Raw genomic sequence first — 16,401 nt, 5'->3', positions numbered from 1 at the left:
AGCCCACCAGTCCGAGGAGGAGACTCTCCCGTACACTTGTGCCAAAAGATTCTAGAGCAAGCTGGCAGATGGGAGGGCCCCGCACGGTAACCAGCGGTTATTAAAGCGCTCATTAGGGATCAAATTGACTATGGAGCATTCCTGGATCGCTAGGCTTTCGGCCAGGTCTTTATCTAAACCCGGACTACGCCCCGATGAGCGAGGCTGAATTTCTCCCCGCATCGGTATGGTTCGGCCATCAACACTGACCTATCGCACGCATTACCTTGGGACTCTTTCCTCCTGAGTCTCTTCTGATGCTTCCTCAACCAGTCCCGCTTTGGACTCTTCCTTCGTCCTACGCCTTCACCAGCGCCTCTGTCTCAGCCAGCCGCAAGATCTCCTGCACCGTCTCCTCCGGCGTCAGCTTCGAAGTGTCCAGCCACAAGCCGAGCCGCGGCGTCTCCATATGCAAAATCTCGTTCAACCCGGCAACCGACCAGGGGCCGTAGCCTTTTTTCGACCGTCCCGCTTCCCTTAGAGCCACTGTCTCCTCATCGGGAGCAAGAACAACGACATACAAAGGCGCTCTGCCCACGTAGTCGACAAATTGCTGCAGCATCGGGCCAATGACGACGTCCTGGACGACCACCGTGAAGCCTGCATCATAGTAAGCGTCGGCCGCGGATGCGGCAAGCCGGTACCGGAGCTCAAGCTGCCGGACCGCCTCCTGCGAAGCTTCGGGAAGCATCTCCTCCCGACCTTGGACGATCATTTTTCTATACACATCTCCGCGCAAATGAACCGATTTATCGAACTGCCGCGACAGCAGCTCGGCGACCGTCGACTTCCCGCTGGCCATAATGCCGGTAATAAGAAAAATTCCGCGTTCCATATGTTATCCTCCTCCTCATACGTTAGACCAAAGCTCCACTATTACTATCACTGTAGTCCAGGCGAGCAGTCTTTGGAAGAGAAGGTTTGCTTATAACCGTTCGTTCCCGATTGATCATGCAGCAGAACCTGTCGTCACAATTACGGATAACGCATGCTACCTTATAAGTCCTCGAAGCCGGCAAAAAGATAAATGATCAAGCTGATACAAACAATATGAACCGCCGCAAAGCCTGCATGCACGGAAAATCTCCACCGCTCCTCTTCATGATGCTTATGGAGGCTGCGCTTGGCGTAATTCCGGAATTTCAACAAAAGGTAGCCAAAAAAATTGGAGACGATCAGTCCCTGCAGCAGCCATTTAGAAACCGTTATGAACGCCGGCGTGTTGTTGACGTTAGGAATGAGCAGCCACTGCAACGATTCGAAGGAAAGCAAGGCTACCACAAAAACCCATGCGAGAAATTGGCATACCATGGCAATGGTTATATTCGTGTGCACTAGAACACCCCATTTTTCCATAATACACCATATTCTCACAGCTATCCCATCACGATTCAGTGATATCATCCTCGTCAGCGATATAGGCTTTTCCCGACGCTTTACGGTAATCCGACGGGGAAAGACCGCTCTGCTTTTTGAATATCCGCGAAAAATAATACAGCTCCAAGCCGATCTCATCGGCAACGGCCGAGACGGACATCTCTGTTGTAGCGAGCATCCGGCGCGCTTTTTCGAGACGCTTTTTATTGATATATACAATGGGGGACAAGCCCATCATCGATTTGAAATAATGCATGAAATAATTCGGGTGAAAATGAACGAGCTTCGCCAAATCCTCCACCGTGATCGGTTCGGCCAGATGCCGTTCGATATAGGACAGCACGATGTTGATCTTCGAGGTGCTGGATGTAGAGGCTAAATGCAGCTGCGATTCCGACTGCTCGATAAATTCGGATATAATCTCGAACAAAATCGATTTGATGCGCAGCGGCGCCGTAACCGCAGAACTGGTATGCAGCTCCAATAGCTGCTTGAACTGGGCTTCGAGCCTCGGCTCGTCCTTTACGTCAATCCAATGGGGAAGCTCCAGCATTTGAAACAGGTTGACGTCCCCCACCGTTGCGGAGAAGTGGCACCAGTATTTGCCGAGCGGATTGACGGCATCGGGAGCGTAAGACAGCTTCATTCCTGCAGGAAGCAAGTACAGCTGCCCCGGCTCCGGATAATAATCTTTGCCGCGAATATGGATCCAGCCGCCGCCTTCCCGAATGAAGTAGAAGCGGTTCACGTCCGTCATCATGTTCGTTGTGCGCCAATTGGCGCCGACCTTGGTATAGTGCGCCATCTGCAGCGTGATTTGCGTATTGTCCAAGTAGCTGCGCATCAGCTGCTGCTGCAATTTTACCTGATCCATGTCATCCTCCCACCCGACCAAAAACGCCTTAGGATTGTGCAAATGTTTGCTATTATCATACATCGTATTAATCCTCTTTGCATACTAGAATTATATGTGTAAGCCATGTATTGAAGGAGGATGAAATGAAGATGAGCGTTACCCGGCAGCAAATCTTAATTTTGCATTTAAGCGATCCCGATCTCGAATCCCGCACCGTAGCCTGGGCTCTCTATGACAGCACAATCCCGAAAGGTCAGCTGCAAATGAACACGGGCGATTCCAATGAGCCTATGTACAGTTCGGTGCTTGACGCCATGCGGGACGGCTGGAACGTTATTCAACTCCCGTCGCCGCCTATTTTCCGCACTGGATTCGAGCATGAGCTTGGACACCTGCCTTATGAATACGTTTTGGAAAGAAAGGTGACGATCGATGAGTAGCGTAGAAAAACATCATCTCCTTACCGCAAAGCAAATGGCTGATTTCGCTGTCAACGGCTTTCTGAAGCTCGATGAGCTCGTACCTCAGGAGTTGAATGAAGCCGCTTACAAGGAACAGCGTGAATATACCGGACCCGGTGGCCAATACTGGTTCGAGTCCAAAGTGATCCGTGAGATTTTTGAGCTGCCGCAAGTAAAAGGAGCTATTCAAAGCTTCGTCGGCACAGCGCCGGTCTACGATCATTCGTTTATGCATATTGTCCGCGCCAAGCATCTGAAGGGCCAAACCTACCACGCCGACTCCGTGATCGATACCCGCGAGTTTGGCTTCGATATCCAAGCCTTCTACTTCTCCCATGACGCACCGGATGAAATGGGCCCTACTCTCGTACTGCCCGGCTCGCATTTGCGCAAAGTAAGCAACGGCAGCATCGGACGACACAAGAACATCGTTGGTCAAAAGCGCATGGTGTCCAAGGCCGGCACGATCGGCTTCCTGCACCACGGCATCTGGCACTGTGCGCAGCCGAACTTCACGGACCAGACCCGCTACGTATTCAAGCTGAGGCTGCGTCCGGGTCAAGAGCAGCGCGCCCTGTTTAATACCGACGGATACGACAGCCCGGAGGTGCGCGAGGTGTTCCGTAAGGCGTACCATCCTTGGTGCGGGGACGAAGCCCGCGTCAACCAGATCCAAACCGCCAAGTTTTGGCGTTATCTGTGCGGCGACAACAAAGTCGACACGTCGTTCGAAGGCGTGCTTACCCGCATGGGTATCTAAAACAGAGAGGACGCATCCTATCGGGGTGCGTTCTTTTTTTGCGGTGGTAATGGGAAAATTTTTAATTTCAAGAAAAATTAAGATGACGAATGAGACGGTCGTATGTAAAAATAGGAACATCAATTTATTTACATATGCCGAGCAAAGGACTGGTTACCCACATGAAGCGCCCTCTATCTCTTTCATTATCGACCTTATTACTGCTAGGATCGCTAGTCCCTTGCAGCATGGCGGCAGCCTCCGTCTTTACGGATGTCCCGGATACGCTGCCGAATGCTCCCTACATCATGGAGCTGTACAACAAACAAATTCTCGACGGAGTCGATACGAATCGTTTCGCTCCGGATGCGCCTCTTACCCGGGAACAGTTCGCCAAAATGGTCGTTATCGCGTTTAGCTTGAAGGCGAACGGAACCGAAGCTCCTTTTACGGATGTAACCAATGATTGGGCCAAGCCTTATGTGGCCTCCGCTTATCAACATAAGCTGATTCAAGGCGCGGGACCAGCCGAGTTTCAACCGGCAGCTCCGCTGACACGGCAGGCTGCGGCCTCTATTGTATGGCGATGGCTGGAGCAAAATGGAGCGGTCAGCGCTTCGTCGGACAAGCAGCCGGACGTTGCGGATGCCGATCCGTGGGCGCAGGACGCGGTTCGCGGGATCGTTCATTATGGCCTGCGGACGGAAGGCACCGCTTCCCTGCCTTACCGCTCCCAAGAGGTAATGACTCGCGGGGATGCGGCTGCCCTCATTGCCCTTTCCATGAAGCAGGCGGCAGCAACACAGCAGTCGAATGCTTCCCAAGCCCCTGCGGCAACGACAGCACCAGGAACACCCGCTGACAAACCAGCAGAGAACAAGAAGCCGGTCCCTCCATCCGGCAACGGCGAGAGCAGAGAGCAGGCCATTTATTATGAGCTTTATACAACGGCAGAGACGCCGACTTCGGGGAGAACTACGTTTTATCATCTGGACCTGGAAACGCAGCATCCGGTGCTCTTTGATACGGAAAATGCAGAAAGAATATTGATCTACGATGAGAAAGGCCAATATGTTTCCAGCCATTCTTCGACCAGCTTTGTATTCGATCCTACACGCGCGGGAACGTTTTATTTCGCTGTCGAGGCTAAAGCGGACAAGAAAGCAAAGCTCACAGCAAATAATGGCGCCACTCGCGAGAAGGCTATTGATTATGAGGTATGGTCCAAGGCAAGTTCCACTATACAACTGCCTGAACAGCATTATGTGTACTTTACATTTAAGGTGTTAAAGGGATCCACTTATTCCATAAAATCGGAGCCGGTCAACGTATCGACAAGTCCTGCTATCGACACCGTCATTTTCGATGCAAATGGAAGTGTAATAGAGCAAAATAAAGGCAGCGAGCCTATTTTGCTTAATGCATTGGAGACTGCATCCTATACTCTTAGGTTTCGCAGTAAGGACGCTCCTTCATTAGTCCGTTTAAAATTGGCTGAAATGGGAGTTAGCAGGGAGACCGCAATTGGCATAGAAGCCGGATACATAGAAGTGCCGATTAGCCATAGTGGTGTGACATGGCTGCAATTATCCTTACCATGGGATCGAAACTACGAGCTTAAAGTAGAGGGAGTCGATTCACAAGAATTAGAACCAAAAGAGCGAATAGAAGCGACCACCCATGGTATTTATTCGTTTGGCGACTATCAAGCAACTAAATTACCGCCTGAATCACTTAACAAGTATGTGCTACGTCTGGTCGGAACTCCCGGGAATATTGTCAAAGTGACATTCCTTGACGGTAAATCTATTAGCGGGGCAATCGAGCTTAAAATAACAAACGGAATGGGAAAATCTACAAGGGCATCCACTAAGATCGTAAATGATCGCGGTACTTTCTATAAGGTACAGCTAGAGGCTGGAAAAAAGTATGAATTTTGGTCAGAGAATGTATTGAGCAATGATACACCTAATCAGGTAAATTATGATAGTGGAGCATCAAAAAAAGAATACATCACCGATCTCGCCTTGCTGGACGCAAATCGCGTGGAATTGGCTCAATCCAAAGACAGCAGACTTACCTTCACCCCGAACCAATCCGGTGTATACTACATCAACTTCAAACCTGGGACGAACAGTCGCGGTTATTATTTAAATGTGAGCTCCTAACTTACTACAAAATGCTCCTGGAGCGGCTGCTTATGGCAGCTGCTCTTTTTCATACAATCTGTAATTCCAACGGAAAGAAGTCGCCGGTGTATGTTACCCTAACATTCCAGACGCCTCCTACATCTTACTTCCCCACTCCCACTCCTCCGCCTCTCGGCTAAAAACCATAAAGTCATAAAACATTCAAACCGCAGCAACGAGGCGCATCCTTAATATGGTAAAATATACATGAACTAGCCGATGCTATAAAAGGAGGAGTCTTATCATGTTTCGATGGTGGCGATCCAATAAGGAATCTGCAGGCACGAAAGATAACAAAACGCTTTCTCCACAATTAGCTGTTCAACCGGAACCAGAAGCAAGTCCGAACACAGTAACAGAACCCTTGCATTCCTCACAAGCATCTCCGGCAAACGCACCTCTTACCGACAACGCGCTCTCTGCAGATAACTCCAAATCGACCGAAGCTTCCGATCCGGCAGAAATGCGTCCCCCCATGCGGAAATACGGTGGAGACTGGATGGATGAGGTCATCGCCGAGGAGAGGAAGAAAGGTACACTCGATCATTTGCCGGGATTAGGCAAACCTCTCCATCTGCACAAAGAAAACTCCATGGAAGCTATAGTCAATGACGTACTGAAAACAGCCCACTTCCTCCCCCCATGGATCCAGCTTCAGCATGAGATTAGAGACGACATCGCTCGGGCTATAACCAAGCTGCAATCGAATGATTCGGACCGTCAACAAGCGGAGCTGGACGAAATTAATCAAAAAATCAGCAAATACAATAAAATCTGCCCCATCCCTCATCTGCAAAAGGTACAGCTTACACGTGACAATATAACCATCCAATATGAAAAGTGGACATAAGACTTTGAGGATGAGCAGCCAATTACGAGTTTCAAAGCAAATCCAATTCGTTAGTGTGCTCGTTCGTTGGACAGCATCCCCCCTAGCCGATACGGACCGTAGATCCGCTAATTTACCAAAAATGGTTCTACTCGCAGGGTGATCGGACTACAGATCCTTTATTTCGCAAAAATACACCGCTTTGTCCGGTAAAAATAGCAAATAACGGACCCTCGGTCCGATCGCACTCCAAAAGCTGCATCATTTCAGGAAATAACGGATCTCCTGTCCGATCTTCGTAAGTTTGGCTGGAGGGGCGTATCCCCTCGGAATATACTATCCAAATTCGATTTCGTTTGGTTTCGCAACAAGCTTAGGGCTTCCAGAACAACCTGGAAGCCCTTACTTTGTACCTCCCCAAGTAACCCAAGCCGGATCACCACAATCTCACCACGCCAGACGATAACAGCTTACTTTTTACGCGCTGCGGCAGATCTCTTGGAATACACCTTCCGCTTATGAAAAGACAGCGACCGGTAGGTTTTGGCGTAATGCTGGATTTGGTTCTCGGATAGCTGCGAGGCGTTCATGTTGAAGCTTCTGTTCAGGCATCTGCGGAATACCAGCTTCTTGGGATCGCCGGAATGCAAGTAGTTGCCGTAAGTCTCGAATTCGGAAAAGCCGAATTGCTTCTTTTTATTAATGCTGCGAATAATGGCGTTATACCATTTCGTGTTGTGTTTGGCTTCGATTTTGCGCTTCAGCCGGGCCAGCTTCGTTGTGTCGAACAGCATGTAATGGGCGACGAAGGAACGCGCGGAGGACCGCTTTTGGCCCATCAGCTTCCGGTAGGTGACGAAATACTCGTTCTGACTCCATCTGCGGTAATAGAACACCGTCTTGTTCCCCGTCCGGAACACATGAGGCCGGATTAATATCGTGTCCGCATCAATAACCAGAAAGTACCGCTCTTTAGCCAGAGTGTCCCCGTTAAACTTGAGCAGCTGCTGGTACAACCAACCTGAACGGTCCCATCGTTTGGAGCTGTAATGAATGTTCTTTTTCGTGAAAGGCAGCACGCGGGTCTCGTTCACGAACTTACAGCCCTTCTGTTTGCATAAGGCTTTGATTTTTGGGCTGTCTGGCGATACAACCATAATGCGGCCGATAGGATGCTGGACGTATTTTCTTACGGAGTCTATAACATAAGGAAGCGTGCCCAGATCTTTCTCTATGGCCGGAATAATGACATCCATTTTCGCCTGGCTGTTTACCAACACCTTCTCACTTTCTGGTTGACCCATCGCTTACTCATCTCCATTTGTGCGTATGTTATCTGCACTATGGTATGTCGTCATACGCCAAAAGGAGTGGGCCAAGTTGCTGCCATTTCTTTACTAAAAAGGAACAGGGGCTACGGCTGCTTCTTTTCCCCTTTCACTTGCTCAGCCACATGAGCCGCATCCAATGCTTGCTGTCCCTGCTCCTGCAGCCTCTTCAGCCCTTCCTCGACGGGCAGCCCGCCCTTCAGCATCTCCTGCATGATGTCCTGTGAAGCCTTATCGAACGCCTCAGCAAAGCTTCTAGGAATCGCTTCATTGTAGCCGGATTGGACCGTTTCATCGTAGGTCACTCTATAAAACGCATCGAGGCTGTGGCCGTCGACCTCTCGGGCGAACGCTTTGCGGACCGGCAGCTCCACCGATGTTTTGGCTTCGATTTTGGCCGCTTCGGCGCCGTTGAAATACTTGACGACTTCCCAAGCGTTAAGTACGTTCTCCGCCCTAGCGTTAATGCTGTAGATAGGGTACAGGTAAAAGTTCGGATTGCCGCTTCGCCCAGGGGCATCCGAGGGCACGTTCGTCATATCCCATGTAAACGAGGCGCCACGCTGCTTGAGGCCGTTGAATTGCCCTATGTTATTAATCGTCATTGCAGCCCGTCCCGTGCTGAATACATCCTCCCTTTCTACGTCCTCCTTCTCGTACCGCTGCTTGTCCGGGGCGTACGTCCATTGGAACAGTCCGGTTTTGTACCCGTCGATCACCAGACGGTAGGTCCGCTTCCAGGCATCGGTATCGGCCATCAGCTTTTTGCCTGTGGAATCGACTATTGCGAGCCCTTCGGCCTGACCGATGTAATTGATCAAATCCATCGGTGATTTCATGTAACCCATATGAAACCCGTATACCCGGTCCTCCTTACCGCCCTCTGAAGGAAAACGCTGCGCCAGCCGGATCAAGTCCTCCCAGGTCATATGGTCCGTAGGGTAGGGGACATGGTGCTTGTCGAACAAATCCTTGTTGTAGAACAGCACCGAGCTGGAAAAGCTGGGCGCCAGGCCATACAGCTTCCCCTGCCCTTTGATTCGCAAAAAATCGAGGGAGGCGGGCAGCAGGTTATCCAGATCGAACCGGTCCTTGGCGATAAGCGGGGACAAGTCGTACAGCTTACCTTCGGCTGCAAGCTTGCCATAATCGAACGTATTCGTAAACAGCAGGTCCGGTTTCTGCTCGTCGATGATCTTCATATATTCCTTCACAGGGTCTTTGCCCGCCCCATATATATCCTCGGTCGGCACGATCTGCACTTCCAGCTGCGGGAACTTAGCGGCAAAATAGTCCGCATATGCATATTGAAACTGCTCTTCGCTTCCGTATGCGATCCGAATAACCCCTTTAGGTTGAGCGCCCGCCGTCTCTTCCCGGTTCTCGCATCCCCCAAGCAGGACAAGCGCTGCAGCTGCAGCACACGCCGCGATCTTCCCTATGGCTGTGGACCTTATGGAAGAACGTTTACGACATCCCTCTTTCATCGATACATCCTCTCTTCCTTCATCATCAATTACGGCTGTCGAGCATCGCCTCGAACAGCGCCCGCTGCGCATCTTCCTGCAGCTGCTTCAGCCCTTCGTCCAGCTTGATGCTCCCCTCCATCACAGCCTTCGCCTTCTGGGCCGATAGCGGCGTGAAGGCCTCATTAAATTTGCGCAGGACGCGCGGATGCAGCGCCGAATCCGGCTGCTCCGCCGGCTTCATCGTGTAGAACGGCGCATAGTGATGTTCTTCATCCGGCTTGATCTCCTGGAGCCGGACCGTCAACCCTCCGCCACCGAACGACTTGCTCTGCTTCTTCATGATTTCCGGGCTGTTGATCAGCTTGATCATCTCCCAAGCCGGCCGCAAATGCTCCGATTTGGCGCTAACCGCATAGACCCCTCCCATAAAGAAGGAGGACGATTCGTTCGGCCGTGCCGGATCGACAGGCTCGGTTACCATGTCCCAAGGGAACGAGGACATCTTATACCGGCTGACCGCTTCCTTCAAATCGCCGGCGAGTGAGAAGCTCGAAAGCGCCATAGCCGCTTTTCCCGTAATAAAAGGATTTTCCTTGTACATTTCCTCCATCATCATGCTTCGCTGAGGTCTCGGCTGCGGCTGATAAACAAATCCCTGTTGAAAACCTCCGATCGCCATGCTCCACACGTTCTTCCAGCCTTCCGTGTTCACCGTCGCCTGTTTCCCATCGGGGCTTAGAAGACTTATCCCCTTCGTCTTTCCGATACGTGCGGCCAAAGCGGAGGGGCTGCCGTAATAATTCGCCAACAGCCCGTAAATCCGCTCCTCTGGCTTCCCTCCTGCCGGGAACCTTGCAGCGAGCAGCAGAACTTCCTCCCAGCTCATCTTGTCGTTCGGATAAGGGATACCGAATTTATCGAATAACTCCTTATTGTAATAGAGCGCCTCCATCTCGTAAGTAGGGGCAAGCCCGTACAGCTTGCCGCCTCCCAGCTCGCGCAGCGTACCGGTCATGCCGCTGTAAAGGCTCTGCAGATCGTACCGGTCCTGCTTCATCACGGCATCGAGCGGATACAGCCGCCCTTCCTTGGCCAGCTCGCCGTACAGCTCGGACGACATATAGAGCACGTCCGGGTTCTCCTTGTCGATCAGCTCAAGCAGCTTTTCTTTATCCAACGCTTGGTTCCCGTTAGTCTCCGTCGGGATGACCTGCACGCTCATGTTCGGATAGCGGATCGTAAACGCTTTGCCGTAATTCATCATAAACGTATTTTCATGAAAATACGCCACCTTCAGCGTCATTTCCGTTTGCCGGTCCATCGGCTTCAACGCCACTGGCTCCATAGGCTTCGATAGCTGAGCCAGCATGCCCCCGAGCTCCTCCTGCTTCCACAAGCCTACGATCAGCATGGCGCAGCAGACGGCCAGTACCGGCCCCATCATGAGCCATCGCCGGCTTCTAGGACGTTCGCGCACTTCAACACGCTCCTTTATTTTTCTCATGATCTCCTTGGAAAAGCCCGCTTCCCCCTGCCGGACCGGCGAGCCGGTAAGCAGCTTCTCCCACGGTTCCGGGTCGATTCGCTTCATGGCGCTTCCTCCTTGTTCAAAAGCTGACTGGCTTTGGACCTGGCCCGGTACAGCCTCGACTTCACCGTTCCCTCCGACAAGGAGAGAACCCTGGCTATTTCGGCGTGCGACAGCTGATGGTGTGCATGAAGCAGCAGCACTTCGCGGAGCTTCACCGGCAGCTCCAGCACCGCCTGCCATACTTCCTCCGTCACAAGACGTCCAAGCGCCTCCGCCTCTGCGGACGGACCTCCCTCCGTCCTTCGCTGCAACCCGAATGGAATCACCTTGCGAATCCAGGCCGATCGCCAGTGATCTTTCACATGGTTGCGGGTTATCGTCAGCAGCCATGTTCTCACCGACGCTTCGCCCCGGAACGAATACAGCCGTTCGTACACCTTGACGAATACTTCCTGGGCGATATCGTCCGCGAGCTCTTTTTTACGGGTCATGAAAAAAGCATAATTCCATACATCGTCGCCATACGCAAGCATTAGCTCCTCCAGGATGGCGTTCTTGTCCATGCCGCCGGAGAGCGATTTTAAATACTCAAACGCCACTTCCCTTCACCTCACAACCAATTGGACGATCCATAAAGGAATAGGTTCCCTTTTTTGAAAATTTTTCTAATCCCCCTCCCGATTCAGGCAACTTTTTTCCCGTTTATACCGTCGAATGTATAGGCGCAAAAAAAATTTATTTTCCTCGTCAAACCTCTCGCCACAGAAGCGCAATCCCATGGTACACTAGGCAGTAGATGAAGGAGAGAAGACCATTGAATAAGCGATCATTGCCGGACCGTACATACATAAAGCAGCGGGATTGGAGACGGGCTACCGTTTATGCGATGGGAGGATTTTTGGCTGCCGTCTTGTTGTGGTTGCTTATTATGTGGGCTGCAATATTTGTTTAATATGATTAAGGAGTGAACATAGTGGGGGGCGGCTTTTTTCGCTACACGGAGGATCAGACCGAGAAGCTGGAGGTCCGGAAGCGCCGGCACTTTTCGATCCGGCTGAACTTGTTTTTCTTTGTAACGTTCGTACTATTTAGCGTGCTGATCGTAAAATTAGCCATACTGCAGTTTGTCGAGGGCAAGTATTTCAAGGAAATTGAGAACCTCGTATCCAACAGCCAAAGTCCTATCGCCCCCATTCGCGGAACGATCTATGATCGTACGGGCTATGCGATAGCGCAGTCCCGCTCCATGCAGTCGCTCTACTACCGTGTGGAAGGGCGCGCGGCCAACAAGGAAGAAATTATCGAGCTGGCCAAAATGCTGGAGGGCGTGTTCGCGGATTACGGCAGCCCTTATGCCAAACCGCTGTCTGCTGCCGAAATCTTGAAGCGCATGGACGTCGGCTTCGACTTGGAGCAGAACAAAACGAAGGAGCCCAGCTATTATTCCGTGCCAAGGCGGATCAAAGAGGATTTGTCGCAAAAGGAAATCGCCTATTTGCTCGAACGCCGCGATCAGATGAAGGGAATTGAAATTTTCGAGGATAGCGTCCGATTATACGACAACCAAATGATCGCCGCCCAGCTGGTCGGATATATGAAGCGGTTCAGTGCTGCGCGAAATCCGCAATCGGGTCTTGAATATTACCGCAGCAAAACGGACGAATATTTGGATGTAGAGGATGTCGGCTTCGACGGCATCGAGCTGATGTACCAGGAGGAGCTGCGCGGGAAAAAAGGAAGCAAGAGCTATCCCGTCAACGCCTCGCAAAAAATCGTCGGTCCCGCTACCGTCGTTCCTCCGCAAAAAGGGCATAACCTGTATTTGACGATCGACAAGGACATTCAGCTCGCCACCGAGAAAGCCATTACGGATCACCTGGCTTTTATCCGCAACCGGTCGCTTGCGGGGCAATTCGCCTATGCGCCTAATGCGCGTTCCGGCTATGCCGTCGCCATGGAGGTCAAGACGGGCAAGGTCGTCGCCATGGCCAGCTTGCCGGATTACGATACGAATCTGTGGACCGGCGGTATGAGCACCGAGCAGTATAACAACATCATGCAGTTCGTCAATAACGGGACGATTACGACATCGTATCCCGATTTCCCGGCGAAGGAGCTCGGCAAGCACCCTTCCTCCATTGTTTACATGGGTTCGGTCGTCAAGCCGTTGACCATTTTGGTCGGGATGAATGAAGGCGTCATTAGCCCTAACAGTACCTATTACGATTCAGGCTCCTTCTCCTTCGGAGCTGGGGGCAATGCTACGATTCGGAATTCTGACGGCTACGCCAACGGTACACTCAATCCGACGAGCGCGATCCAGAAGTCGTCCAATACGTTTATGTCTGCGATGGTTGCACTTCCCCTCTACAACAAGTATGGCGGGGAGAAATCGAAGGTGCTCGACGTATGGGCCGAATATATGGCAAAATTCGGTCTTGGAATAAAGACCGGAAGCAATTTGCCGAATGAGTATGCGGGCTCGAACGAGTTTTTCAAAAATGCCAAGGGAAGCAGTACGCAATCGGCAATGGTTTACGCTTCCTGGGGGCAGAACGAGAAATATACGACGCTGCAGCTGGCGCAATACGCAGCAACGCTCGCCAACCGAGGCAAGCGGATGCAGCCGCAGTTCGTAGATAAGATCGTATCCTCCGAGGGCGAGCTGGTTAAAGGCTTCGAGCCGGTCGTGCTGGACGAGGTCAGCTTCCCGAAAGTGTACTGGGATACCGTCATCAACGGGATGAAGAGCGGCGCTGCCGGCATCGAGGATTTGCCTTATCCGGTCGCGCGTAAAACGGGGACGTCGACGCAGGAAGTGCCGGGCGGCACGGTCGACAACGCCGTGCTGATCTCCTTCGCGCCGGCGAACAATCCCGTTCTGGCCGTTGCCGTCGTCGTTCCCGAAGGGCAATTCGGCCGCTACGGCGCTTCCCCTATCGCTGCCAAAATCTACGAAGCTTATGACCAGTACATCGGCGGGCTTAGCGGAAAAGCTCCTACGGGAGCCGTGGCAGGAGCGAACGGTCAGCCGTAACCGCAGCAGCACCGGGCATACAAGTGTTTACAACCACAAAGAAGCCGGAATCCCAAGAGAAGGGAATCCGGCTTTTTTTATTTCATCGAGCGCCAACTCGCCGACGTTAAACAGCCTTTTCCTCGCCGGCCGCCTGCTGCTGAGGCTCCTGCTTGCTCACTTGCACGAACAGCATCCGCTCCTTCAGCAAGTACGCTTGCGCGAATGCCTGCACATCCTCGGCCGTTACGCTGCGAATCTTCTCGGCGAAGAAACGCGGATCGGAGTTCAACTGATACAGCTGCTGCGACGCCAGCCTCGTATTTACGGCCTCCGACTGATCCTGGGAGATCAGATGTCTGCCGACGATCGAGTTGTGAGCTCGCTCCAGCTCCTCCGGCGTGATCCGCTCCTTCTGCATCCGCTCGAGCTCCTCCAAGATAACCGCCTTGGCATCCTCCAGACGAAGCGGATCCGTACCGACATAGCCGGTAATAAAGCCCTCGCTCACCATCGGGCTTAAGGAAGCGCGCACCTCGTAGGCGAGCCCCATCTCCCCGCGGATACGCCGCCACAGCCTCGAGCCTTGGCCGTTACCCAGCAAGTGCATGGCGACATAGCCCGCATATTTGGCATCGTCATAAGCGTCCGGGCCGTACATCCCCCAATGCAGCTGCGCTTGACGGATATCTCTAGCCTCATGAACGACATGGCCGTTCAGCTGATAAGGCTGCAGCTTCTCCAATCCGACAGCGGCCGGAGGAGAAGCCGGAATGTCCAATCCGGCGACGTACTCTACAAGCTCCTCATGCGGAGCATATCCCGTCGCCACCAGCACGATATTGCTCGCGCGGTAATATTCGGAGTGGAATCGCAGCAAATCGTCTCTTGTGATGGAGGATACCGTCTCCTCCGTCCCAAGATTGCCCGCCCGTTCCGGATGCATCCCCCGCAAGAGTCGCATCAGCGTCCGGCTGCCGTATTCGCGCGGATTGTCCTGCGCCCGCTTGATTTCCTCCAGCACGACCTTCTTCTCCATCTGCAGCTCCTGCTCGGGAAAGACGGAATGGAACACCATATCCGTCAGCAAGCCGATACCTTCTTTCCATTTATCGTAAGGCGTATGAACAAAATATCTTGTCCGGTCCACGCCGGTCGCCGCATTCAGTCGGCTTCCGTAGTTTTCGGTATCGTAAGAAATTTGCTCCTTCGTTCTCGTCTTCGTCCCCTTGAACAGCATGTGCTCCAAAAAATGCGCGATGCCGTACGGATACTGCAGCTCATAATGACCGCCCGCTCTGACCCAATAGCACAGCAGCGTCGAAACCGCCTGATCGTTATGCTTGCTGACGATAGTAAGCCCGTTAGGTAGGGTGGTTGTGCGCATTGCCGACTCCCCTCTCAACCTCGATTGATCGCTATTAGCGAATCTATATAACATATTCGTGTTCGCAGCGTACATACCTGCAATCCTTGGTTTATTGCCGGATTTACGAACATGACCTCTCTCCAACTAAATGACGCGCCAAAATTGAAAAAAACCGCCTTTCCTGGCCCCTCGGGCACCGGAAGACGGTTTGGCTGATGCTATACGTTCAACATTAGAATAATGATGGAGGTGAGGCCGAAGCACACGTTGATCAAGCACAGAAACATGAGCACCTGCTTCTGGTTCAAGCCGCTCGCAAGCAGCCGGTAATGCGCCTGGCTCGTATCCGCCTGGTAAATCGGCTTTCCGTTAAGGAACCTCTTGACCACGACGAACAGGTTGTCGAAGATCGGTACGCCGAGCGCCAAAATCGGGATAAACAGCGACAAGACCGTCGCCTGCTTGAAGGCCCCGTTCAACGCGATAACCGCCAGCATAAAGCCGATGAACGACGCTCCCGCATCGCCCATAAACACTTTGGCCGGAGGCTTGTTGTAGCGTAAGTACGCCAGACCTACGCCTACGAGCAAAATGGCCATCATGGCGGAATCCGGCTGATTCTTGGCCAAGGCGACGATAAACAGGGTCACGGCGGAAATGGTGGACAAGCTGCCCGCCAAGCCGTCCATCCCGTCGGTGAAGTTAATGACGGTCGTCACACCGAAAATCCAGGTGATGGTCAGCAGAAACTGCGCCCATTCCCACAGTACGACTTCTTGTCCGGTGAACGGGTTCGTAAAGCCGTGGAACACAATCCCCGCCTTGTATACTATCACGGCCGCCAGCAGCTGTACGACCAGCTTGGGCAGCGCGGACAATTCCTTGCCGTGGGTCTTGTACCAGTCGTCCACTAGACCGATGATCAAGACAAGCAGCCCTCCCGCCAAAATGGCCAGAGTCTCGCTGAAATTATCTCTTATGAATAGCAAGTATGTAATGACGAAGCCTGCGAAAATAGCTATGCCTGCGGTTAGCGGTATCGGCTCGCGATGAATTTTGCGCTCATTGTCGGGCCGTGGCTTGTCCACGAAATCGATGCGGAAGGCCAGCTTGCGCAGCGGCGGTATCAGCAGTAAAACGATCATGAATGCAATCAAGCCTGCGAAGAAGTACGAAATAAGGATCCCTCCCCGGAAAT

The 16,401-nt window shown here is 52.3% G+C and carries 15 protein-coding genes; 6 read left to right on the top strand and 9 right to left on the bottom strand.

Annotated elements, in window-relative coordinates; translation table 11 throughout:
- Positions 1 to 337: 337 nt before the first annotated feature.
- The 3 genes from DVH26_RS04550 to DVH26_RS04540 form a co-directional block, all read right to left on the bottom strand.
- A complete protein-coding gene (locus DVH26_RS04550; RefSeq protein WP_239631583.1) occupies positions 338 to 874 on the bottom strand; it encodes an AAA family ATPase in 537 nt (178 codons plus the stop codon).
- 161 nt (positions 875 to 1,035) lie between these two features.
- A complete protein-coding gene (locus DVH26_RS04545) occupies positions 1,036 to 1,374 on the bottom strand; it encodes a hypothetical protein (RefSeq protein WP_239631580.1) in 339 nt (112 codons plus the stop codon).
- Between the two features lie 49 nt (positions 1,375 to 1,423).
- On the bottom strand, positions 1,424 to 2,290 hold the full coding sequence (locus tag DVH26_RS04540; protein WP_239631578.1) for an AraC family transcriptional regulator: 867 nt from the start codon (positions 2,288 to 2,290) through the stop codon (positions 1,424 to 1,426).
- A gap of 125 nt (positions 2,291 to 2,415) precedes the next feature.
- Here DVH26_RS04540 and DVH26_RS04535 point away from each other — a divergent pair, with 125 nt between their 5' ends.
- The 4 genes from DVH26_RS04535 to DVH26_RS04520 all read left to right on the top strand — a co-directional run bounded on the left by DVH26_RS04535 (position 2,416) and on the right by DVH26_RS04520 (position 6,511).
- Positions 2,416 to 2,712, top strand: a complete 297-nt coding sequence (locus tag DVH26_RS04535; RefSeq protein ID WP_239631576.1) for a hypothetical protein — start codon at positions 2,416 to 2,418, stop codon at positions 2,710 to 2,712.
- Positions 2,705 to 3,493, top strand: coding sequence for a phytanoyl-CoA dioxygenase family protein (locus tag DVH26_RS04530; protein WP_239631574.1), 789 nt, complete (start codon positions 2,705 to 2,707; stop codon positions 3,491 to 3,493). The genes DVH26_RS04535 and DVH26_RS04530 overlap by 8 nt, the downstream gene beginning before the upstream one ends.
- Before the next feature lie 161 nt (positions 3,494 to 3,654).
- Complete coding sequence (locus tag DVH26_RS04525; protein WP_239631571.1) at positions 3,655 to 5,640, top strand: S-layer homology domain-containing protein; 1,986 nt, start codon at positions 3,655 to 3,657, stop codon at positions 5,638 to 5,640.
- A gap of 265 nt (positions 5,641 to 5,905) precedes the next feature.
- Entirely contained in the window at positions 5,906 to 6,511 is a 606-nt protein-coding gene (locus tag DVH26_RS04520) for a DnaJ family domain-containing protein (protein ID WP_239631568.1), read from the top strand.
- Positions 6,512 to 6,960: 449 nt separating this feature from the next.
- Here the strand turns inward: DVH26_RS04520 and DVH26_RS04515 are convergent, their stop codons facing one another.
- The 4 genes from DVH26_RS04515 to DVH26_RS04500 all read right to left on the bottom strand — a co-directional run bounded on the left by DVH26_RS04515 (position 6,961) and on the right by DVH26_RS04500 (position 11,417).
- A complete protein-coding gene (locus DVH26_RS04515) occupies positions 6,961 to 7,794 on the bottom strand; it encodes a DUF6492 family protein (RefSeq protein ID WP_239631565.1) in 834 nt (277 codons plus the stop codon).
- Between the two features lie 110 nt (positions 7,795 to 7,904).
- Positions 7,905 to 9,305 carry an ABC transporter substrate-binding protein gene (locus DVH26_RS04510; RefSeq protein WP_239631563.1) on the bottom strand — a complete coding sequence of 467 codons (1,401 nt, stop codon included), beginning with the start codon at positions 9,303 to 9,305 and terminating at the stop codon, positions 7,905 to 7,907.
- A 25-nt stretch (positions 9,306 to 9,330) separates the two neighbouring features.
- Positions 9,331 to 10,878 carry an extracellular solute-binding protein gene (locus tag DVH26_RS04505; protein ID WP_239631561.1) on the bottom strand — a complete coding sequence of 516 codons (1,548 nt, stop codon included), beginning with the start codon at positions 10,876 to 10,878 and terminating at the stop codon, positions 9,331 to 9,333.
- Positions 10,875 to 11,417, bottom strand: coding sequence for an RNA polymerase sigma factor (locus DVH26_RS04500; protein WP_239631559.1), 543 nt, complete (start codon positions 11,415 to 11,417; stop codon positions 10,875 to 10,877). Before DVH26_RS04500 ends, DVH26_RS04505 begins: the two co-directional genes overlap by 4 nt.
- Before the next feature lie 215 nt (positions 11,418 to 11,632).
- Between DVH26_RS04500 and DVH26_RS04495 the strand changes: the two genes are divergently transcribed.
- Both DVH26_RS04495 and DVH26_RS04490 read left to right on the top strand, forming a co-directional pair.
- Positions 11,633 to 11,770 carry a hypothetical protein gene (locus tag DVH26_RS04495; protein WP_239631557.1) on the top strand — a complete coding sequence of 46 codons (138 nt, stop codon included), beginning with the start codon at positions 11,633 to 11,635 and terminating at the stop codon, positions 11,768 to 11,770.
- A gap of 21 nt (positions 11,771 to 11,791) precedes the next feature.
- Positions 11,792 to 13,855 (top strand): peptidoglycan D,D-transpeptidase FtsI family protein, encoded by a 2,064-nt coding sequence (locus tag DVH26_RS04490; protein ID WP_239631555.1) that lies wholly within the window; start codon positions 11,792 to 11,794, stop codon positions 13,853 to 13,855.
- A 106-nt stretch (positions 13,856 to 13,961) separates the two neighbouring features.
- Here the strand turns inward: DVH26_RS04490 and DVH26_RS04485 are convergent, their stop codons facing one another.
- Complete coding sequence (locus DVH26_RS04485; RefSeq protein WP_239631553.1) at positions 13,962 to 15,221, bottom strand: M16 family metallopeptidase; 1,260 nt, start codon at positions 15,219 to 15,221, stop codon at positions 13,962 to 13,964.
- Between the two features lie 200 nt (positions 15,222 to 15,421).
- Positions 15,422 to 16,348 carry an MraY family glycosyltransferase gene (locus DVH26_RS04480; protein ID WP_239635276.1) on the bottom strand — a complete coding sequence of 309 codons (927 nt, stop codon included), beginning with the start codon at positions 16,346 to 16,348 and terminating at the stop codon, positions 15,422 to 15,424.
- Positions 16,349 to 16,401 lie beyond the last annotated feature (53 nt).

The sequence above is a fragment of the Paenibacillus sp. H1-7 genome (assembly GCF_022354825.1).
Taxonomy (GTDB): Bacteria; Bacillota; Bacilli; order Paenibacillales; family NBRC-103111; genus Paenibacillus_S.
The sequence above is the reverse complement of the archived record's forward strand: the minus strand, read 5'-3'. Positions and strand labels throughout refer to the sequence as shown.